Origin of the sequence: Paraburkholderia caledonica (assembly GCF_000383275.1) — a bacterium.
Classification (GTDB): Bacteria; Pseudomonadota; Gammaproteobacteria; order Burkholderiales; family Burkholderiaceae; genus Paraburkholderia; species Paraburkholderia caledonica.
In genome coordinates this window covers 58,522-77,546 of the sequence record NZ_KB911044.1, presented here as the reverse complement: position 1 = coordinate 77,546, position 19,025 = coordinate 58,522, and the positions used below count along the sequence as shown (strand labels likewise).

The following is a 19,025-nucleotide window of genomic DNA, read 5'->3' as shown; positions in this document are numbered from 1 at the left end:
GATGTCTTGCGCCACCCTTTCGGAGAGTTCGATGACGCACCGCCTGTTCGCACGTCAGCGCATTGCCCGTTTCGTGCGGCCCGACGCTCACGTTATCGCCGACGGTACCGCGTCGGCGCTCGCAGCGTCTCACAGTGCATCGCACCGGTCCGGTTTTAGCAGGCTGCTGCTGGGCGCGTTGATGGCCGGCGCAGCGAGCACCGCGACAGTGCCCGCGTTCGCGCAAAACGACGACAAGCCGCCGCCGCTCGAAGCCGCGAGCGCTGTCAAGGCGCCATCCACGCCTGCGTCGCAGGTCGGCAAGCTGACGCTCGATCAGCAGGTCAAATGGCTGCGCGCCGCGCAACAAAGCGGCGCGCTCGAAGCGCTCGGCGACGCGCAACTTGTCGCGCTCTTCAAGTCGCTCGATCCGCTCGCGCTGCCGCGCTATATCAAGGAAGGGCCGAACGGCTACGCGTCGTATGAAATGACGATGTCGCGTTCGGAACGCATTCGCGGCCAGTGGCCCGACAAGCCGGACCATATGCTCGTGCGGGTCGCGCACGACCCGCTTCGCATCTACGCGAAGTGGCTGCCCGACGGTGCGCACGCTGGCCAGGAAATCCTCTACGACGAGTCCAAACGCGCGGACGAAATGTACGGACATCTGGGCGGCATCATGAACGTGATGCCGTTATGGACGTCGTTGAACGGCGCCCTCGCCCGCTCGCAATCGAATCACGACGTGCGCGATCTCGGGACCGAATACATTGCAGAGCAATACCTCGCCGAGGGCAAAAAATTTACCGAAGCCGGCCTGCCCCGCTCGACGCAGATCGAAGTGAAGACGATCGACGGTGTGCGTGTAGTCGCGTTCACGTTCGAGACGCCCACCGGCCAGCCGCAGTTCTACGCAAAGCGGGAAACGCTCGGGCTCGATTTGCGGCATCCGTATTTCCGCACTGTCGAGTCCTATGACAACGACGGCCGCATCTTCGAGAAGATCGTGTTCGAAACGATCACGCCGAAAACTTTCGACGATTCCACTTTCGATCCCAAGAACAAGGCATATAAGTTCTAACGCGGCGCAAAGACGAAGCTAACGTGGGCTGACTGCGTGCCTTGCTCGTCGCTCCGTTCGTGGCCGTGCTCAATGCGATGCGTTGCATGCGTGGCGAGTTCTTTGAGCACGAAATAGTCTGATGCGCGCGTTACGCCGATTAGCCACGGCGTCGGCTGCTCGCTAGTCGAGGCCCGCAGCATCGGTGCAAGCGCCGTGTGCCATAACAGGCCGATGTCGTCGCCGGTTTCGAATACCGGCAACTTCATCGCCGCCGCGTAGCGGGCAAACGCAGCGCTGAACGTGAGCGTGGAATCGGCAATCGCCAACGTGTCGCGACGCGCGGCGGCGTGCGTGAGCCATGGCCACGCAGAACCTGCCGTGGTGGAAAGCCATGCGCTCGTCATCATGAAGGTGCGCCGGTCCATGTGCTGGTCCGCCTCCTGGTTTGGTCAGCGAGCGCAATGCTCGCCGGACAGTTGCGCCATGCCCGTCAGACGTCGCCTGACGCTCATGTATAGCCGCGCCGATCGCGCCACGCCGCAGGCCAGATGCCCTGCTTGCCCGGCGCGAGAACGCCGTTCGGGTCGAGCGCGTCCTTGATCGTTTCCGACAGTCGCAGCAATGCGCCGTCGTTGAAGTTGTACTGAGCGGCCGCGAAATCCATATACGCGAGGTGCGTGCGATATTGGCCGTAGCCGGCCGCGCGCGCATCGCTCATCAACGAGCGCAACAAGGCGCCCGCCTGCTCGACCTGGTTCGTATCGTCGCGATCGAAAATCGCCGCAAAGATGTGATGCAGATGACGCACGCCCGCTGTAAAGCCGCCGTAGTAGTCGAAACCGTACTCGGCCGCGCGGGCCTTCACCATCGAGTATTGGCGCAGCGCGTCGCGTCCGGTTGCCGGACACACCGGCGCAAAGTCCACATGCGCGCCCGCGCCGCCGCGCCAGTCGAGCATGCGAAACGCGCTCATTGCGGGAATGCCGGCGAGATTACGGTCACCGCCGGCGGTGGGCGGCGCGTCGCCCGCATAACGCTTCGCCAGGAGCCGCGCGTGAGGCACACGCGCGAACGCGCGCTGCACGATTGCGTAGTGTGCATCGACCACCTCGGGCGTGCCGTACAGCGCAAAATGCAGATTCCAGCGGCCCACATCGAGCTTGTCGAGCATCGCGGCGACCGCGCTTTCGGGCATTGCGCCGGGCCCGTCGTACCATTGCGCGCGCGCCGACAATCCTGCTGCGCGCCGCAAGCCGCCCTCGATCACCGCGTGATTGCGGATAGTTTCATCGAGCCGCAACGGCCGCAATATGTCGACGATGGTCTCCAGATCCGCTTCATCGCGGAACTGGATTTCGCCGAGCAGATACGCGGGCGGCGCGGGCATCAGCCAGACGCCGAGCTTGGTCACGATGCCGTAGTTCGACTGCATGAACATCGCGTCGAACGAAGGTCCGTAACCGGGCTGGTAAAGCTGCCATGCGGTGCTGGTGTCGATTGCGCCCATGCCGGTTCGCAACACGTCGCCGTTTGCCAGCACCACCTCCATTCCGCATTGCGTCGCCGCATGATCGCCGTACGGCGTGTAGCCGAAGCCCCGTTCGAGCGTGTTGCCCACCACGCTGCCCCAGCCGGCAGCCGGCGGATCGACCCACAGCCTGTAGCCCTTATCGCGCAGGTGCGCATGAAGATCGAAGTAGCTCACGCCCGGCTCGACGAGCGCATAGGCGAGTGTCTCGTTCACTTCGACGATGCGGTTCATCCGCTGCAGATCGAGCACGACCGAACCGGTAAGACGCGGCGCGGCGCCGCCGTATGCAAAATTGCGCCCGGTGGAGACGGTCCACAACGGAATGCGATATTGATTCGCCACGCGCAGCACCGCGCGGATTTCATCGACAGATGCGGGCAAGAGCGCGGCGCTCGCCGCGAACGCTTCGCGCTCTCCCGGCGCGAAGGGATCGAGATAGGCGGAGAGTGCGGCCGCCGAATCCACGACATGCGGCTCGCCGACAATCGAGCGCCAGGCGGCGAGCGCCCGGTCGAACTGCGCGGCGGAAACTCCCGGCGGCAAGTGGCGGATCAAGGGTTCTCCTTCAGCGGGGAAGGCTTGCGTGGCGTTCGCCCAGCAACAGCCGCTCTATTGTCACGCTACTGCCACGCTACTGCCACGCTTCGGGCTTGCCACCGAGCGCACTGCAGACGTCGACGGCAATCGAGCGTAGCTTGCCTTCCGCGATCGGCCCTGACAACGCATAACCCATGCCGTCGCTGATCCAGTAGAAGGTGCGCCGGTTGCCGTCGCGTAGCAGGCGGAACGCGGTCTCGTCGCGCGCAGTGCCGGTCACATACAGCGTGAGCCGCGCGCCGGCGCGGTTCTCGTACATGAATTGCGCGGCCGGCCCCGCTTCGCCGGGCAACAGACGGCCGCCCACGAGCGAGTAGCCGTATTCCTGCAGCGACGGCACGGAAAGCGACCGGTTCAGACGCTTGGAAAGCCAGCTGATCAGATGCTCTTCTTCGCTCGCCGCGACTTCTACCGGATGACGCCGCTCAGGCGTATAAACCGCATACGCTACGTCGGCGCGTTCGGCGAAGCTCGGCGCCTGCGCACCGAGACCGTTCCACGCGCCGCCGGTCAGGCGCGGCGCGAGCGGCCCCAACGCCAGCGTGAGCCCGGCGCCCGCCGCGAGCCAGCACGCGGCGATCCCCGCACGCCGCCACCACGGCGTGCGCGGACGCAGGACGATGACGGTGGGCTCATCGGCATCGTCGGTTCTGCGCGCCGCCTCGGCAGCCTGGCTACCCGGCGCGCGACGCGCGTCATCCTGCGGCGCGCCGCACAATACCTGCAGCGCTGCTTTTTGAGCGCGCCATGCGGCGACGCGCGCAGCGGCTTGCGGATGCGCGGCGAGCAGCGTCGCGATGCGTTCGCGTTCCGCATCCGACATTTCACCGTCGACAAACGCCGATAGCGCTTGCAGGTCTACCCCGTCGGGCAAGCTGGAATCGTGGTCGTCATTCATCGCGGGTTTCTCACTACTTTCAGCGGCGGCTTACGCGCCGGCTCCTGAGCGGGTCCTTCCAGCAACCCGCGCAGATGTTCGCGTGCGCGCGACAGTCGCGACATCACCGTGCCGACCGGCACGCCGAGCGCCTTCGACGTCTCCTGATAACTGAGCTCTTCGACGCAGACGAGCAACAGCACCTCGCGCTGCTCGATCGGCAGGCAATACAGCGCGCGTTGCAGATCGCGCAGCACGAGACCGTCGACCTCGCGTTGCGGCGCTTCGAGGTTGCGCCAGGGCGCGCTTTCTTCGTCGACCGCGATCTCGCGGCGACCGCGCAACTGATCGATATAAAGATGCCGCAGAATGGTGAGCAGCCACGCACGCAGATTACTGTTCGGCCGGAACGCCGCCCAGCGCGCAAGCGCACGCTCCGCCGTATCCTGAACCAGGTCGTCGGCCCATGCGCGGTCCCCAGTCAGCGCGCGCGCGTAGCGGCGCAGCTGCGGGAGCCACGAGATCACTTCTGCTTCAAAGCTCACGCGGCGCGTGGCTCTCAGTAGCCGCCGCCGCTACTGTTGCCGCCGCTGGAGCTCGACGCGCTGTTGTCGGCGGTGGAGGAGCAGGCAGTGGTCGCGAGCGACGCCACTGCGAGTGCGAATATCATCGCGACGATGCTGAGAGTTGCTTTCATACGAGTCTCCTTTGTCGACCGGAGTTAGCGCTTCAGCGCTTAGTCCGGTCCCATGCAAAGCGGTCGACCGGAGTTAGCGCTTTAGCGCTTAGTCCGGTCCCATGCACAGCGGTCGACCGGAGTTAGCGCTTCAGCGCTTAGTCCGGTCCCATGCACAGCGGTCGACCGGAGTTGGCGCTTTAGCGCTTGGTCCGGTCCCATGTGAAGCTGTCGACCGGAGTTAGCGCTTTAGCGCTTGGTCCGGTCCCATGTGAAGCTATCGACCGAAGTTAGCGCTTCAGCGTTTACTTCAGCCCCATGCAAAACTGTCTCGACCAGCGTTAGCGCTTTGGCTCCTGCTTCTCAGTGCTTAACCCTGTCCTTGACTAAACGCGTTGGACCCGGAATTTATTCCACCGACGCGCTCACAATGCCGGCATTTTCCGCCATCGACGGGAGCAAACGCGGGCCGTGGCCGAAGAAGCCGGCCAATGGTCGGCGGATTTCGTAACTCAACGTTACAGCCAATAGTTATCAGGTGCTTATGTGAGCGCAAGCCGTTATAGTGGACGCAGTTCGCCCGTCGACGCGTTCTGCCCCCACACAGGGTAGAATCGCGGCGAACAACCGTCTTTCTAACCTGAATTGTCCATGGCTTCCGCAGAATCGCATCCGCAAAACGACTTCATGAACGCTGCGCGCAAAGAAAGAAAGCGCGTTGAGATTTACCTTGTCAATGGCATCCGCCTGACAGGGTGCATCGAGTCGTTCGATCAGTATCTGGTGATGCTGCGCACGCCCGTCGGCTTGCAAGGCATCTACAAGCGCGCCATCTCGACGATCCAGCTCGATACCGGCACCCGTCCGGCTCCGCGCGCGGGCCGTCCGTCGCATGGCGAGCACACCACGCGCGGCCCGCACGGCTCGCGGGAGCCGCGCGAGCATCGGGAACCGCGTGAACCGCGCGAATCGTATGGTGCGCCGTCATCCGACCGCCCTGCGCCAGAGCGCGGCAGCGCGTCAGACGCGCCCGTAGTGGTGACGCGCCGCCGGCGCCTGTTCGGCACGGGCGGCGACGGCGGCAACCACGGCAATCATGGCGGCGGCGGTCACGCGTAAGCGTCGACCGGCCCGCGGTGCGGCGACGGTCACTTCGCGAGAGGACCGAGCCGCTGCAGAATTTTTTCTACCCTCGCCACCTGCTGGTCCGTCAGCTCGAACTTGCTTTTGACCGCCAACACGCGACGCCGCCAGTAGCCGGCGTCCAACATCCGTTGCGCCGGCTGCTTCGTTGCCCAATCCAGATGTTCCAGCTCTGCCTCCACCACGTGTGAAGCGTTGAAACGCTTGGCGCGCACGGGTTTCTTGTCCATGGTGTTTGCTGCCTTGTCGTTCGCTGATCGTGTTTGCGCTCCTCCCGAGCTGAGCATTGCAGGTTTGGCGCAGGCGGTCTGATGGGCCGGTCCACGCGACCGGTCATTGTTCTATTTTTCCGCACTGCATTCCTGCGACACTCGGAAAACGAGCGGGCAGGCTCACGTTTGAAGTTTTTATTTATTCAAATTGGGGCTCACCCGCCGCATGTCGATCCTCGCGTGCTCTGGCAAGTGCGCACGCGCGTCCTATACCGTTCGGCCGATGTCGCCGACGCTCCCTTTGCGTTATGCTCAACCGTCGACTTCGTTCATTGGGAGCCTGTCATGACGAGCAAGAAGCACACTGCGTTGCCCGCTGCCGGAAAGCAGGCGGAACCGTCGATAGACTCGACGGATAGTCGCCTCGACGAGGCGTTGGAAGAGAGCTTTCCCGCGAGCGACCCGATCGCCGTCCACGAGCACGAGCCGCGTCGCGCATCGGAAAACGAGCAGCCGGTGACAGAAAAGAAGCGGCGCTAGCGCGCGCGGCAAGAAGGAAGGCGCATGCTACGAAGACCAGCGCAGCCCGCGCGACTGGGATTGCCGGCGCGTCGCAACGCGTCGTTTCGGCGGGCCGGGCTGCGGTAAAGCACCGCTACGCCCGGCCTTGAGATGGGCCGTTCGACCCAGTCCCGGTTAGTGCGCGGGCAAGCCGCTTTCGAGTTGGCGCTGCAGGTCGCGCACCTGGCGCTGGGCGACGCGCAGCTGCTCTTGCGCGGCAGTCTTCTGCTGAGCCAGTGCCAGTGCTTCCGCGCGCGTTTGCTGCTGCTGGTTCGCAACGATCGTCTGCTGCTGGCGGGCTACGTCAAGATCCGCTTGCAGACGGTTGGCGCGGCCCTGTGACAACGCGATCATGCGTTCGGTGAACGCCTTCTGCGCTTCGAGTTGCGTGCGGCGAATCTCTACGTTCGACAATTGCACAGTCTGGCGCACGAAATCGCGATAGATCATTTCGGCGCGCCCCGCGTCTTGCGTCTTGATCACGCGCCAGAAGTTCTTCTGCTGGAAAAGCGCCACGTAGTACGTCATTTCCTTGCCGTGGAATAGCAAGCTCGTTCCATAGCTGGCGTTGTACGTGGTGCGCAACTCGCTGAGTTCCGAGCCCTTGATCAACTGCTGCAGTTCCGCGACGTTCCCCGCGGCGGATTGCTTGACCTCGTCCGGCGTAAGCGCGGATGTTTGCACTTGCGTCTGCACTTGGGCCTGCGCCGGCAGCAAAGCGGACGCCAGTGCGGTTGTGTTGGCCGGTTCGGCAACCAATCCGGGCGTTGCGCTGATATCGGCCTCCGGCTGAGCCTGTGCGCACGCGACTTGTGCTATCCCCGACGCCATGATCGCGGCGACGGCGATCAGTCGTAGTTTCGACTTTTGGTCCATGTCATTCCTGCTTCGATAGTTTTAATTTTAGTTCCTGATCATCTCATTATTACGCACTTTCGCGAACTTCGGGCTGTTCGTCGAAAATTTGTACCGACCGGTTGTCCCGGGTTATGCCTTCCAGCGGAGGGTGGTCTTGTCAATTGGCGAAGATCCGGCCTCGTCTGGTTCTAGGGACGGCAGACGATAGGAGGTTGCAATCGCTGCGTCAGGAGCGGAGGTCGCCGCGCGGGGCATGCGCTTTCAACGTGGACTGCTGCCTCACCGTGTCGCACGGTTCGGCGCAGATACAGTCGGGCGTTTGATCCAGTCAGCGCCCTACTGTTGGAACTGACGGGCGTCTCGGGTGTGGTGACGGTCGACTCAGTCAGCTCCAGCGGCTCCAGAACTCTTGAACACGTTGACGAGCCGGTTCATGACATCGCCATGCAGCTTTGGAACCCGCAATTGATAAGGATCCCGTATTAACGCGATTAACGGGCGAGGCATCGGGCCACTCGGGCTAAGTCCAATGTCGCAGAGCTGCCCTGCGTTCACACAGGCTTCGCGTGCCTGCGCACAGTGTTACGCCGTCTGTTTCGTTCGATACGACGCACGTTTATTTGCATGCGCGCCCTCACCCGCCGCTGAGAGCTTCGTCGATCACTTCAGCCCTCCGACCGACGATACGAACCACTGCAGTGCTGGACCTTCAGGTGCTACAAGCGTCCGGCGAAACACCCGTCGAAAGCGCGTCGCTCAGGCCGCGTATCGAAGCCATGCTCTGGTATCAGTTCAATACAGCCGCAAAGTGCCGCAGTCTGATTAGAGGTTCCACTATCAAACGACAGCCGCACTTTGACGCACACTTAACGTATTCTGCGCTGACGACATGAAGCGGCCATGCGAAGCCGCAAACCGGGCTAGCGCCGCTGGCGTCAGGAGAACCCGAAGCATCACGCGAGATCGCGAGTCCAACGTCTCGTGATACGGCTTCACGCGATGCCAAAAACGCTGCGCGACCACGATCGCGCCGTCTTTTAACAAGGAGGAAGACAATGATGCAGTTCACTCAACGCGTTCGCGCGGTCGCGCTTCGCACAGCGAAACATGCAGCGTTTGCCGGGGTGCTTCTCGCCAGCGCTGTCACCGCGATGGCGCAAACGGACACTCCGGTAGGCACCTGGCAGACTATCGACGATCACACCGGGCAGCCGAAGGCACTCGTGCAGATTTCCCAGGACGGCAGTGGCACGCTAAGCGGCAAGGTAATCAAGGGTCTCGGTCCGAACGACCAGCCAGATCGCCGCTGTACTGCATGTACCGACGCGCGCAAGGACCAGCCAATTCTCGGCATGACCATCATTAGCGACATGAAAAAGGACGGTGAAGCCTGGGATCACGGGCAGATTCTCGACCCCGAAAACGGCAAGCTATACAAGTGCAAAATGCATCTGGAAGAAGGCGGCAACAAGCTCGTTGTGCGCGGATACATCGGCGTGTCGTTGCTTGGCCGATCGCAAACGTGGGTTCGTCAGCAATAGTGAATGAGCGCGGCCCGCGCTGATCAATCCAAAAGACAAAGACAAACGGCCGACGATATTATCGTGCAGCCGTTTTTACGTGATCTCGCGTAATTGAAGTCGTCATGCAGCGTGTTTGAAGGGCGACGCGAAAGCAAACGGGGAAGACAGCAAGGGCTTGGCCGGTGCCGGCTTTTGCAACGTGGGCGACGTATGCGCCGTGGGCGCTGCCGGCACCGGCGCCTTTTCTACTGCGACCACGCTTTTCTGTTCCGCGCTCAGGTGCGTGCGCATGCGCGCCTCCATCATTGCGCAAAGCTCTTCACTCGCTGTGCCGAACAACTGCTCCATGACGCGCTTTAATACGCCTGATTCGTACCAGGCCTTGAAGCGGCGATGACAGGTTTGATAAGACGGGTATTTGCGCGGCATGGCAGACCAGGTAGCGCCGCTATACATTACCCACAACACGCCGTTCAGAACAGAACGGGTATTGGCAAGCGGGCGTCCGCGTAGTTCAGAGCGCGGGCGCAGTTCGGGCAGCAACGGCGCAATGCGTTGCCACTCTTCGTCGTTCATATCGCGGTATGGGTTCATGGTTTCTCCTTTGTCAGATACTCGACAAAGATAGCCACTCGCCCAAACACGGAACATCAGAGCAATCCGAATCCTGAAAATACGCCTTTCGACCTAGTCCGCTAGGCCGAAGCGGCGTGAGCTATCGCAAAAGGAGCGCCCGCGGGTTTCCAAAAACAGCCCGGGCCCTGCTCAGGTCAGCGACGTATCGACGATCCGGCGCGGTGCATCAAGATACTCTTTGCTCTGCATTTCGACGATCCGGGAGACCGTGCGAGTGAATTCGTTAGCCATGGGGCCATCGACGTAAAGTTCCTCGGGCGGCACCGCAGCCGACATCAGCAGCTTCACCTTGTGGTCGTAGAACACGTCGATCAGCCACGTGAAGCGGCGCGCCTCCGACGCCATGCGCGCCGACATCTGCGGCACCGCTGACAGAATCACCGCGTGGAAACGGCTCGCCAGTTCAAGGTAGTCGTTCTGCGAACGGGGACCGCCGCACAACGTCGCAAAATCGAACCAGACAACGCCGTCTGCCTTGCGCAGCGCCTTCAACTCGCGCTTTTCGATATGCAGGATCGGGCTTTCGTCAGGGACCGCGGCGAGGCGCGCGAACGCGTCGCGCAACGCCTTGTCCGCGGCCGCGCCGAGCGGCGTGTGATACACCTCCACCTGAGCGAGGGTGCGTTGCCGGTAGTCGATGCCTGCATCGACGTTGATCACGTCGAGTTTTTCCTTGATAAGCTCGATGGCCGGCAGCATGCGGTCGCGGTGCAGGCCGTCAGGGTACAGCGTGTCGGGATCGTAGTTGGACGTCATCACGAACTGCACGCCGTTTTCAAAGAGCTTGTCGAGCAGGCGGTACAGGATCATCGCATCGGCAATGTCCGACACGTGGAATTCATCGAAACAGATCAGCCTGTAGCGCTTCGCAACACGTCGTGCGAGTTCGTCGAGCGGATCGGCCTGGCCTTTCAGTTCTTCCAGTTCGCGATGCACTTCGCGCATGAATTCGTGGAAATGCAGCCGCGTTTTGCGCTGCACCGGCACGATCATGTAGAAGCTGTCCATCAGGAAGCTTTTGCCGCGCCCTACTCCGCCCCACATGTACACGCCGCGCGGCGGGTCCGGGCGGTTGATGAGCTTTTTCAATGCATTCGAGCGGCGCGACTTGTACTCGACCCACTCTTCGTAGCACCGCTGCAGACGATCGACCGCCGCGCGTTGCGCCGGGTCGGATTGGTAGCCCCGCGTCTGCAGTTCTTTTTCGTAGTATTCGGTGACGTTCATCGTGTTGCTGCGAAAAGAAAGGCGGGAGGGAGTGAACCCGCCCGCCTTTGTGGTGATGCCAGAGTACGTTCAGTCAGGCGTGCGCGCGATTACATGTTCAGCGCGCGCTTGTCCACGGCGAGTGCCGCTTCGCGCATGACTTCCGAAAGCGACGGGTGCGGATGGCAAATGCGGCCGATGTCTTCCGACGCCGCCTTGAATTCCATCGCCACCACGGCTTCCGCGATCAGGTCCGATGCGTTTGCCGAGATGATGTGCACGCCGAGCAGTTCGTCGGTCTTTGCGTCGGCGATCATCTTGACGAAACCGTCCGCCTTGTTGATGCCCAGCGCGCGGCCGTTCGCCATGAACGGGAACTGGCCCGTCTTGACTTCGCGGCCTTCCGCCTTCAGTTGCTGTTCCGTCTTGCCGACCCACGCAATTTCCGGCTCCGTGTAGATCACCCACGGAATGCAGTTGTAGTCGATATGCGGCTTCTGACCGTCGATGATCTCAGCGACCAGCACGCCTTCGTCTTCGGCCTTGTGCGCGAGCATCGGGCCACGAACCACGTCGCCGATCGCGTAGACGTTCGGCACGGCCGTCGCGCAATGATCGTCGACGTCGATAAAGCCGCGTTCGTTGGCCTTCAGGCCAATCGCTTCGAGACCGAGGTTGTCGGTGTTCGGCACGCGGCCGATCGACACGATCAGGCGGTCGGCTTCGAGCTTCTGCGCGTTGCCGTCCTTGTCCGTGTAATTGATCGTGACGCTGTTCTCCGTGGTCGACACTTCGCCGACCTTCACGCCGACGTGAATGTCGAGACCCTGCTTCTTGAACTGCTTGGCCGCTTCTTTCGCGAGCGCCTGGTCAGCCGCGCCGAGGAATTCCGGCAGCGCTTCGAGCACGGTCACTTCCGCGCCCAGACGGCGCCACACCGAGCCGAGTTCGAGTCCGATCACGCCTGCGCCGATCACGGCGAGCTTCTTCGGTGCCGTGTCGAAAGCGAGTGCGCCTTCGTTGTCGGCGACAATCTTGTTGTCGACCGGAATGTTCGGCAAATGGCGTGCCTTCGAACCCGTGGCGATGATCACGTTCTTCGCCGTGACCACTTCCGTTTCGCCTTCCCCGCTCACCTCGATCTGCACGCCGGCGTCCGTCTTACCGGTGAACTTGCCGTGACCCTTGAGCCACGTGATCTTGTTCTTGCGGAACAGGAATTCGATGCCCTTCGTCATCTTTTCGACGATGCCGTCTTTGCGGGCCATCATCTTCGAGATGTCGACCTTCACGTTTTCCACCGAGATGCCGTGGTCAGCGAGGTGATGCGATGCGTTTTCAAATTCTTCCGACGACGCGAGCAGCGCCTTCGACGGAATGCAACCCACGTTCAGACACGTGCCGCCGAGCTTCAGCGTGCCGGCCGGGTTCTTCCATTTTTCGATACATGCGACGGTCTTGCCGAGCTGCGCTGCGCGGATGGCGGCGATGTAACCGCCAGGGCCTGCGCCGATCACGACGACGTCAAATTCTTTGGACATGACAATCCTTTTGATGACGGAACGGCGCGCGGCCACACTTCGTGGCGCGGGTCGTTCCTGTACTGCGGAATGCGAAAGACGTGGTGCTTGCCTGATGCTTTATATGGCGCCGGCTCGCGCGATCGCAAGCCGGCACCGATAAAAGCGGCGCTTACAGGTCGAGCAGCAGGCGCGCCGGGTCTTCCAGCGCATCCTTCATGGCGACGAGCGACAGCACGGCTTCACGGCCGTCGATGATCCGGTGGTCGTAGGAGAGCGCCAGGTAGTTCATCGGGCGGATCACGATCTGGCCGTTTTCGACCACGGCGCGTTCCTTCGTTGCGTGCACGCCGAGAATCGCGGACTGCGGCGGGTTGATGATCGGCGTCGACAGCATCGAACCGAACACACCGCCGTTCGAGATCGAGAACGTACCGCCCGTCATTTCCTCGATCGACAGCTTGCCGTCTTTCGCCTTCTGGCCAAATTCGGCAATCTTCTTCTCGATTTCGGCAAGGCTCAGCTGATCTGCATTGCGCAGGATCGGCACCACCAGACCGCGCGGCGAACCGACAGCGATACCAATGTCGAAATAGCCGTGATAGACGATGTCGTTACCGTCGATCGACGCGTTCACCAGCGGGAACTTCTTCAGCGCGTGAACAGCCGCCTTCACGAAGAACGACATGAAGCCGAGCTTCACGCCATGTTCCTTTTCGAACTTGTCCTTGTACTTGTTGCGCAAGTCCATCACCGGCGCCATGTTCACTTCGTTGAACGTGGTCAGGATGGCGTTGGTTTGCTGCGACTCGAGCAGACGCTCGGCGATACGCGCACGCAGACGCGACATCGGCACGCGTTGCTCCGGGCGGTCCTTCAGCCACTGGTCGGCCGATGCCGGGCCCTTGACGTCCGGCAGCGACGGCCGGGCGGCCTTCGGTGCGGCAGCCGGTGCAGGCGCGGCGGGCTTCGCAGCCGGAGCGGCCTGGCCTGCCGTCAGCACGTCGCCCTTGGTGATGCGGCCGTCGCGGCCGGTGCCGGCGACGTCGCCCGACGACAAGCCCTTCTCCGCCATGAGCTTGCCGGCAGCCGGCGAAGCAGCGGTGTTCGCACCCGTTGCGGATGCGGCTTGAGCAGCCGGCGCCGGTGCGGCGGCCGGTGCGGGCGTGGCGGCCGGTGCCGGTTTCACTTCCGCTTCGACAGCGGCGGCGCCTGCCTTGCCTTCCGTGTCGATCTTGGCGATGACCTGATCGGCCGTGACGGTGTCGCCGTCGTTCGCGATGACTTGCGCGAGCACGCCGGCCGAGGGTGCCGGCACTTCGAGCACGACCTTGTCGGTCTCGATTTCGATGAGAATTTCGTCCTGGGCAACAGCCTCGCCGGGCTTCTTCTTCCACTGCAGCATCGTGGCTTCCGAGACCGACTCGGACAGCTGGGGAACCTTGACTTCAACAATAGCCATTATGAATATCCTGAATACGTATCGGGTGACGGCGCGGTGAACGACGACCGCCTGCGAACCATGTCTGCCGCGTCTGGACCTTTATGCGGTCGCTGAACGCGGCGCGGGAAAGCGCGCTGCGCTTTCCCGGTTCGTCTGTTCTCTTTATTTAGCGATCGACGCGCTCTTGAGGCGGCCGAAAGCGCCTTCGACCAGCGCTTTCTGCTGCTCGTAGTGCTTCGCGTAGTAACCGACTGCCGGCGAAGCCGAAGCCGGACGGCCGCTGTATGCCAGCTTCTGTCCTTCCTTCATGCCTTCCTTCAGATGGTGCTCGATGTAGAACCACGGTCCCTGATTCTGCGGCTCGTCCTGCACCCAGACCACTTCCGTCGCGTTGTCGTACTTCTTGATCTCCGCTTCGAACTGCTTGTGAGCGAACGGATACAGCTGTTCGATACGCACGATCGCAACGTCGTTCGCCTTCGCTTCACGGCGATGCGCGACGAGGTCGTAGTACACGCGGCCCGAACACACCAGCACGCGCTTGACCTTCTTCGCGTCGATGGTTTCCTCGACTTCGCCGATCACCGGCTGGAACGAACCCTTCGCCAGTTCCGACAGATCGGAGACGGCTTCCTTATGACGCAGCAGCGACTTCGGCGTAGCGACGATCAGCGGCTTGCGGAACAGCCGGATCATCTGACGGCGCAACAGGTGGAAAATCTGCGCCGGCGTGGTCGGCTGGACCACTTGCATGTTGTGGTCTGCGCACAGTTGCAGGAAACGTTCGATACGCGCCGACGAGTGCTCCGGACCCTGGCCTTCATAGCCGTGCGGCAGCAGCATGGTCAGGCCCGAGACGCGGCCCCACTTTACTTCGCCCGACGAAATGAACTGGTCGATCACAACCTGCGCGCCGTTCACGAAGTCGCCGAACTGCGCTTCCCATGCGACGAACGTGTTCGGTTCAGCCGTGGAGTAACCGTATTCGAAGCCGAGCACCGCTTCTTCCGACAGCACCGAGTCGATCACCGTGAACTTCGCCTGACCTTCGGCGATGTTCTGCAGCGGCACGTAAGTGCCGTCGTTCCAGCGCTCGCGGTTCTGATCGTGCAGCACCGCGTGACGGTGCGTGAACGTGCCGCGGCCCGAGTCCTGGCCGGTCAGGCGCACGGCATAGCCGGAGGCGACCAGCGACGCGAACGCGAGGTGCTCGCCCATACCCCAGTCGAGCTTCGCTTCGCCACGGCCCATTGCGCGACGGTCGTTCAGAACGCGCTCGACGAGCGGGTGAACCTTGAAGTTTTCCGGGACGGTGGTGATGCGCTCAGCGAGGCGCTTCAGTTCCGCGAGCGGCACAGCCGTGTCGGCCGCGTCGGTCCACTTGCGGTTCAGGAACGGCACCCAGTCCACCGCGTACTTGCTCTTGTAGTTCGAGAGCACCGGGTCGACCGTGTGATGGCCTTCGTCCATCGCCTTGCGGTAGGCCTTGACGAATTCCTCGCCTTCTTCGGCCGTGATCACGCCTTGTTGCACCAGCTTCTCGGCGTACAACGCGCGCGTGCCCGGATGCTTCGCGATGGTCTTGTACATCAGCGGCTGCGTGACAGCCGGCGTGTCCTGCTCGTTGTGACCCAGCTTACGGAAGCAGACGATGTCGACCACGACGTCCTTGTGGAACTGCATCCGGAAGTCGATAGCCAGTTGCGTGGCCAGAACCACCGCTTCGGGGTCGTCGCCGTTCACGTGCAGCACCGGCGCCTCGATCATCTTGACGACGTCCGAGCAGTACAACGTGGAGCGCGAATCGCGCGGGTCCGACGTCGTGAAGCCGATCTGGTTGTTGATGACGATGTGCAGCGTGCCGTGCGTGCCGTAACCGCGCGTTTGCGCGAGGTTCAGCGTTTCCATCACGACGCCCTGACCGGCAAAAGCCGCGTCGCCGTGAATCTGCACCGGCAGCACTTGCAGGCCGCTGTCGTCGCCGCGACGGTCCATACGCGCCTTCGCCGAACCTTCTACCACCGGGTTGACGATTTCGAGGTGCGACGGGTTGAACGCGAGCGACAGGTGAACCGGGCCGCCTTCGGTCGAGACGTCCGACGAGAAGCCCTTGTGGTACTTCACGTCGCCGGCCGGCAGGTCGTCGACGTGCTTGCCTTCGAATTCGGCGAACAGGTCAGCCGGCATCTTGCCGAGCGTATTGACCAGCACGTTCAGACGGCCACGGTGAGCCATGCCGATGACAATTTCCTGCACGCCGCGGGCGCCGCCGTGACGCACGACTTCGTCCATCGACGCGATGAAGCTTTCGCCGCCCTCGAGCGAGAAGCGTTTCTGGCCGACGTACTTGGTATGGAGGAAGCGCTCGAGGCCTTCAGCGGCCGTCAGGCGATTCAGGATGTGCTTTTTCTTCTCGTTCGAGAAATTCGGCGTGGAGCGGATCGACTCCAGCTTTTCCTTCCACCAGCGCTTCTGTTCCGGATCGCTGATGTACATGTACTCGGCGCCGATCGTGCCGCAGTACGTGTCGCGCAATGCCTTGACGATCTCACGCAGCGAAGCGCGCTCGAATCCGAAATACAGATTCGTGGCGCTGAATTCCTCGTCCATATCGGCTTCGGTGAAGTCGTAGAACGCGGGTTCGAGCTCGGGGATTGCGGGACGTTCGCGGCGCTTCAGGGGATCGAGATTGGCCCATTGCGAGCCGAGGAAGCGATATGCGCCGATGAGGGACTGCACATAGACTTGCTTTCGCGCGGTAGCGAGGTCTTCGCCACCGGTTGCCGTGCGCGGGATGAAGGCGTTGGCCTTGGCCCGTTGTGCAAACGATTCGACGATCGGGCCATGGGCCACGTCGTTGGCATTGGTGCCATCCGATGCAGGTACATTCTGCAACGCGTCGAAATAGCTGCGCCAGTTCTCGGGCACTGACGCCGGGTTGTCGAGATATGCTTCGTACATTTCTTCTACGTACGGAGCATTGCCGCCGAACAGATAAGAGTTCGACTGGAATTGCTTCATCATTTTTACGCTCACCTTTCTTCGAGTTTCTCGAGAAATAGCGGGTTACAGAACCTTCCGCGACACGGCCTGACCGTTTAGCGGATTGCGCGAATCAAGTCTTGCTTGGAAGGACCTAAAACTTTGCACCCGGGGAGCATATCACATAACGGATATCGCAGATAGCAGACGGATCGCCGCCCGGGCCTTCAGCGACGGGCTTCAGCGGCAATTTCCAATAACGCGAATGCGCTCCGGAAATGTAAAAAGCCACCCGAAGGTGGCTTTTCACTAACAGCTCAAGCGAAGGCCAGAGGCCGTTGCGCGCTGCTTAATCTACCGCACCCTTGCGGCTCGCGCTGCGGCGCTCGTGCTCTTTCAGGTAGCGCTTACGCAGACGGATGGATTGCGGCGTGACTTCGACCAGTTCGTCGTCGTCAATGAATTCGACCGCGTATTCCAGCGACATCTGGATCGGCGGCACGAGGCGCACTGCTTCGTCGGTACCCGATGAACGGACGTTGGTAAGTTGCTTGCCCTTGATCGGGTTCACGACCAGGTCGTTGTCACGGCTATGAATGCCGATGATCATGCCTTCGTACAGCGGCTCGCCCGGCGACACGAACATACGGCCGCGGTCCTGCAGCTTCCACAACGCGTAAGCGACTGCTGCGCCGTCGTCCTGAGAAATCAGCACGCCGTTGCGGCGCTCGCCAACCGAGCCTTCCTTGACGGGCTGATACGAGTCGAACGTGTGGCTCATCAGGCCCGTACCGCGCGTGAGCGTGAGGAATTCCGACTGGAAGCCGATCAGGCCGCGCGCCGAAATACGATATTCGAGACGCGTGCGACCACGGCCGTCCGACGCCATGTCGAGCATTTCGCCCTTGCGACGGCCCAGTTCTTCCATGACGCCACCCTGATGCGCGTCTTCCATGTCGACGGTCAGGTTCTCGTACGGCTCGTGCTTCACACCGTCGATTTCCTGCATCACCACGCGCGGACGCGACACGGCCAGCTCGTAACCTTCACGGCGCATGTTTTCCACGAGAATGGTCAGGTGCAGTTCGCCACGGCCGGCCACTTCGAACGTGGTTTCGTCGCCGGTTTCTTTGACGCGCAGCGCGACGTTGTGATTCAGTTCCTTCATCAGGCGGTCACGAATCTGACGGCTCGTGACGAACTTGCCTTCGCGGCCGGCGAGCGGCGACGAGTTGACGAGGAAGTTCATGGTCAGCGTCGGTTCGTCGACGGTGATCATGGGCAGCGCTTCCGGCTGTTCCGGCGAGCAGATGGTCACGCCAATGCCGATTTCTTCGATACCGTTGATCAGCACGATGTCGCCGGCTTCAGCCGACTCGACCTGCACGCGCTCGAGACCCTTGAACGACAGGACCTGATTGATCTTGCGGTTCAGAATGGCGCCATCGGGACCCGAACGCACGGCAACGGCCATGCCCGGCTTGATGCGACCGCGCGTGATACGGCCCACGCCGATACGGCCGACATACGACGAGTAGTCGAGCGAGGTGATCTGCAGTTGCAGCGGGCCTTCCGGGTCGGCCGCGCGAACCGGCACGTGCTCGAGCACGGCTTCGAACAGCGGACGCATATCGCCTTCACGCACGTCCGGGGTCAGACCGGCATAGCCGTTCAGGCCCGACGCGTAGACGATCGGGAAGTCGAGCTGTTCGTCGGTCGCGCCCAGCTTGTCGAACAGGTCGAACGTCTGGTTGATCACCCAGTCGATGCGCGCGCCGGGACGGTCCACCTTGTTGATCACGACGATCGGCTTGAGACCGAGCGCCAGTGCCTTCTTGGTCACGAAGCGCGTTTGCGGCATCGGGCCTTCGACGGCGTCCACCAGCAGCAGCACCGAATCGACCATGGACAGCACGCGCTCCACTTCACCGCCGAAGTCCGCGTGGCCCGGGGTGTCGACGATGTTGATGTGCGTGCCCTCATATTCGACCGCGCAGTTCTTCGAAAGAATCGTGATGCCACGTTCTTTTTCGATGTCGTTCGAGTCCATCACACGCTCGGCAACCTGCTGGTTGTCACGGAACGTGGCGGTCTGGCGGAGGAGCTGGTCGACGAGCGTAGTCTTGCCGTGGTCGACGTGGGCAATGATGGCGATGTTGCGTAGGGCGCGGGTCATAGGAAACCTGGAGACAGTTGAGTGCGCCGCTTGCTCATGCC

Annotated in this window: 17 protein-coding genes; 4 read left to right on the top strand and 13 right to left on the bottom strand. The window is 62.1% G+C overall.

Annotated elements, in window-relative coordinates; all coding sequences use genetic code 11:
* Positions 1 to 31 precede the first annotated feature (31 nt).
* A complete protein-coding gene (locus H281_RS0126375) occupies positions 32 to 1,060 on the top strand; it encodes a DUF1571 domain-containing protein (protein ID WP_020070139.1) in 1,029 nt (342 codons plus the stop codon).
* Here H281_RS0126375 and H281_RS0126370 read toward each other — a convergent pair.
* The 5 genes from H281_RS0126370 to H281_RS37010 all read right to left on the bottom strand — a co-directional run bounded on the left by H281_RS0126370 (position 1,057) and on the right by H281_RS37010 (position 4,744).
* Positions 1,057 to 1,467 (bottom strand): hypothetical protein, encoded by a 411-nt coding sequence (locus H281_RS0126370; RefSeq protein ID WP_020070138.1) that lies wholly within the window; start codon positions 1,465 to 1,467, stop codon positions 1,057 to 1,059. The two genes, H281_RS0126375 and H281_RS0126370, sit on opposite strands and share 4 nt — an antisense overlap.
* Positions 1,468 to 1,550: 83 nt before the next feature.
* A complete protein-coding gene (locus tag H281_RS0126365; protein ID WP_020070137.1) occupies positions 1,551 to 3,128 on the bottom strand; it encodes an FAD-binding protein in 1,578 nt (525 codons plus the stop codon).
* 76 nt (positions 3,129 to 3,204) lie between these two features.
* The gene (locus tag H281_RS0126360; protein ID WP_020070136.1) at positions 3,205 to 4,068 is read right to left on the bottom strand and encodes an anti-sigma factor; all 864 of its coding nucleotides are present in this window, start codon (positions 4,066 to 4,068) and stop codon (positions 3,205 to 3,207) included.
* Positions 4,065 to 4,592: a sigma-70 family RNA polymerase sigma factor gene (locus H281_RS0126355; RefSeq protein ID WP_020070135.1), complete on the bottom strand. Its 528-nt coding sequence runs from the start codon at positions 4,590 to 4,592 to the stop codon at positions 4,065 to 4,067. Before H281_RS0126355 ends, H281_RS0126360 begins: the two co-directional genes overlap by 4 nt.
* A gap of 14 nt (positions 4,593 to 4,606) precedes the next feature.
* Positions 4,607 to 4,744, bottom strand: coding sequence for a hypothetical protein (locus tag H281_RS37010; protein WP_020070134.1), 138 nt, complete (start codon positions 4,742 to 4,744; stop codon positions 4,607 to 4,609).
* Between the two features lie 630 nt (positions 4,745 to 5,374).
* Between H281_RS37010 and hfq the strand changes: the two genes are divergently transcribed.
* Entirely contained in the window at positions 5,375 to 5,842 is a 468-nt protein-coding gene (gene hfq, locus H281_RS0126340; protein WP_020070133.1) for an RNA chaperone Hfq, read from the top strand.
* Between the two features lie 29 nt (positions 5,843 to 5,871).
* Here the strand turns inward: hfq and H281_RS0126335 are convergent, their stop codons facing one another.
* A complete protein-coding gene (locus H281_RS0126335) occupies positions 5,872 to 6,096 on the bottom strand; it encodes a hypothetical protein (RefSeq protein ID WP_020070132.1) in 225 nt (74 codons plus the stop codon).
* An 81-nt stretch (positions 6,097 to 6,177) separates the two neighbouring features.
* On the opposite strand from H281_RS0126335, the gene H281_RS37370 reads away from it, so the two are divergent.
* Positions 6,178 to 6,618 carry a hypothetical protein gene (locus H281_RS37370; RefSeq protein ID WP_020070131.1) on the top strand — a complete coding sequence of 147 codons (441 nt, stop codon included), beginning with the start codon at positions 6,178 to 6,180 and terminating at the stop codon, positions 6,616 to 6,618.
* Positions 6,619 to 6,774: 156 nt separating this feature from the next.
* Here the strand turns inward: H281_RS37370 and H281_RS0126325 are convergent, their stop codons facing one another.
* A complete protein-coding gene (locus tag H281_RS0126325) occupies positions 6,775 to 7,515 on the bottom strand; it encodes a DUF2968 domain-containing protein (RefSeq protein WP_020070130.1) in 741 nt (246 codons plus the stop codon).
* Between the two features lie 1,037 nt (positions 7,516 to 8,552).
* Between H281_RS0126325 and H281_RS0126320 the strand changes: the two genes are divergently transcribed.
* Positions 8,553 to 9,038 carry a DUF2147 domain-containing protein gene (locus H281_RS0126320; RefSeq protein ID WP_020070129.1) on the top strand — a complete coding sequence of 162 codons (486 nt, stop codon included), beginning with the start codon at positions 8,553 to 8,555 and terminating at the stop codon, positions 9,036 to 9,038.
* A 102-nt stretch (positions 9,039 to 9,140) separates the two neighbouring features.
* Here the strand turns inward: H281_RS0126320 and H281_RS0126315 are convergent, their stop codons facing one another.
* The 6 genes from H281_RS0126315 to typA all read right to left on the bottom strand — a co-directional run bounded on the left by H281_RS0126315 (position 9,141) and on the right by typA (position 18,984).
* A complete protein-coding gene (locus H281_RS0126315) occupies positions 9,141 to 9,614 on the bottom strand; it encodes a transposase (protein ID WP_020070128.1) in 474 nt (157 codons plus the stop codon).
* 171 nt (positions 9,615 to 9,785) lie between these two features.
* Positions 9,786 to 10,883: a cell division protein ZapE gene (zapE, locus tag H281_RS0126310; RefSeq protein WP_020070127.1), complete on the bottom strand. Its 1,098-nt coding sequence runs from the start codon at positions 10,881 to 10,883 to the stop codon at positions 9,786 to 9,788.
* 89 nt (positions 10,884 to 10,972) lie between these two features.
* Positions 10,973 to 12,403 carry a dihydrolipoyl dehydrogenase gene (lpdA, locus tag H281_RS0126305; RefSeq protein ID WP_027804962.1) on the bottom strand — a complete coding sequence of 477 codons (1,431 nt, stop codon included), beginning with the start codon at positions 12,401 to 12,403 and terminating at the stop codon, positions 10,973 to 10,975.
* Positions 12,404 to 12,554: 151 nt separating this feature from the next.
* Positions 12,555 to 13,844 carry a 2-oxoglutarate dehydrogenase complex dihydrolipoyllysine-residue succinyltransferase gene (odhB, locus tag H281_RS0126300; RefSeq protein ID WP_020070125.1) on the bottom strand — a complete coding sequence of 430 codons (1,290 nt, stop codon included), beginning with the start codon at positions 13,842 to 13,844 and terminating at the stop codon, positions 12,555 to 12,557.
* A gap of 144 nt (positions 13,845 to 13,988) precedes the next feature.
* A complete protein-coding gene (locus H281_RS0126295; RefSeq protein WP_020070124.1) occupies positions 13,989 to 16,850 on the bottom strand; it encodes a 2-oxoglutarate dehydrogenase E1 component in 2,862 nt (953 codons plus the stop codon).
* 307 nt (positions 16,851 to 17,157) lie between these two features.
* A complete protein-coding gene (gene typA, locus H281_RS0126290) occupies positions 17,158 to 18,984 on the bottom strand; it encodes a translational GTPase TypA (protein WP_020070123.1) in 1,827 nt (608 codons plus the stop codon).
* Between the last annotated feature and the right edge of the window lie 41 nt (positions 18,985 to 19,025).

Coding starts and splice junctions, on each gene's coding strand:
- H281_RS0126375 (WP_020070139.1), top strand. CDS start 32: ATGACGCACCGCCTGTTCGCACGTCAGCGCATTGCCCGTTTCGTGCGG.
- H281_RS0126370 (WP_020070138.1), bottom strand. CDS start 1,467: ATGGACCGGCGCACCTTCATGATGACGAGCGCATGGCTTTCCACCACG.
- H281_RS0126360 (WP_020070136.1), bottom strand. CDS start 4,068: ATGAATGACGACCACGATTCCAGCTTGCCCGACGGGGTAGACCTGCAA.
- H281_RS37010 (WP_020070134.1), bottom strand. CDS start 4,744: ATGAAAGCAACTCTCAGCATCGTCGCGATGATATTCGCACTCGCAGTG.
- hfq (WP_020070133.1), top strand. CDS start 5,375: ATGGCTTCCGCAGAATCGCATCCGCAAAACGACTTCATGAACGCTGCG.
- H281_RS0126335 (WP_020070132.1), bottom strand. CDS start 6,096: ATGGACAAGAAACCCGTGCGCGCCAAGCGTTTCAACGCTTCACACGTG.
- H281_RS37370 (WP_020070131.1), top strand. CDS start 6,178: ATGGGCCGGTCCACGCGACCGGTCATTGTTCTATTTTTCCGCACTGCA.
- H281_RS0126325 (WP_020070130.1), bottom strand. CDS start 7,515: ATGGACCAAAAGTCGAAACTACGACTGATCGCCGTCGCCGCGATCATG.
- H281_RS0126320 (WP_020070129.1), top strand. CDS start 8,553: ATGATGCAGTTCACTCAACGCGTTCGCGCGGTCGCGCTTCGCACAGCG.
- H281_RS0126315 (WP_020070128.1), bottom strand. CDS start 9,614: ATGAACCCATACCGCGATATGAACGACGAAGAGTGGCAACGCATTGCG.
- zapE (WP_020070127.1), bottom strand. CDS start 10,883: ATGAACGTCACCGAATACTACGAAAAAGAACTGCAGACGCGGGGCTAC.
- lpdA (WP_027804962.1), bottom strand. CDS start 12,403: ATGTCCAAAGAATTTGACGTCGTCGTGATCGGCGCAGGCCCTGGCGGT.
- odhB (WP_020070125.1), bottom strand. CDS start 13,844: ATGGCTATTGTTGAAGTCAAGGTTCCCCAGCTGTCCGAGTCGGTCTCG.
- H281_RS0126295 (WP_020070124.1), bottom strand. CDS start 16,850: ATGATGAAGCAATTCCAGTCGAACTCTTATCTGTTCGGCGGCAATGCT.
- typA (WP_020070123.1), bottom strand. CDS start 18,984: ATGACCCGCGCCCTACGCAACATCGCCATCATTGCCCACGTCGACCAC.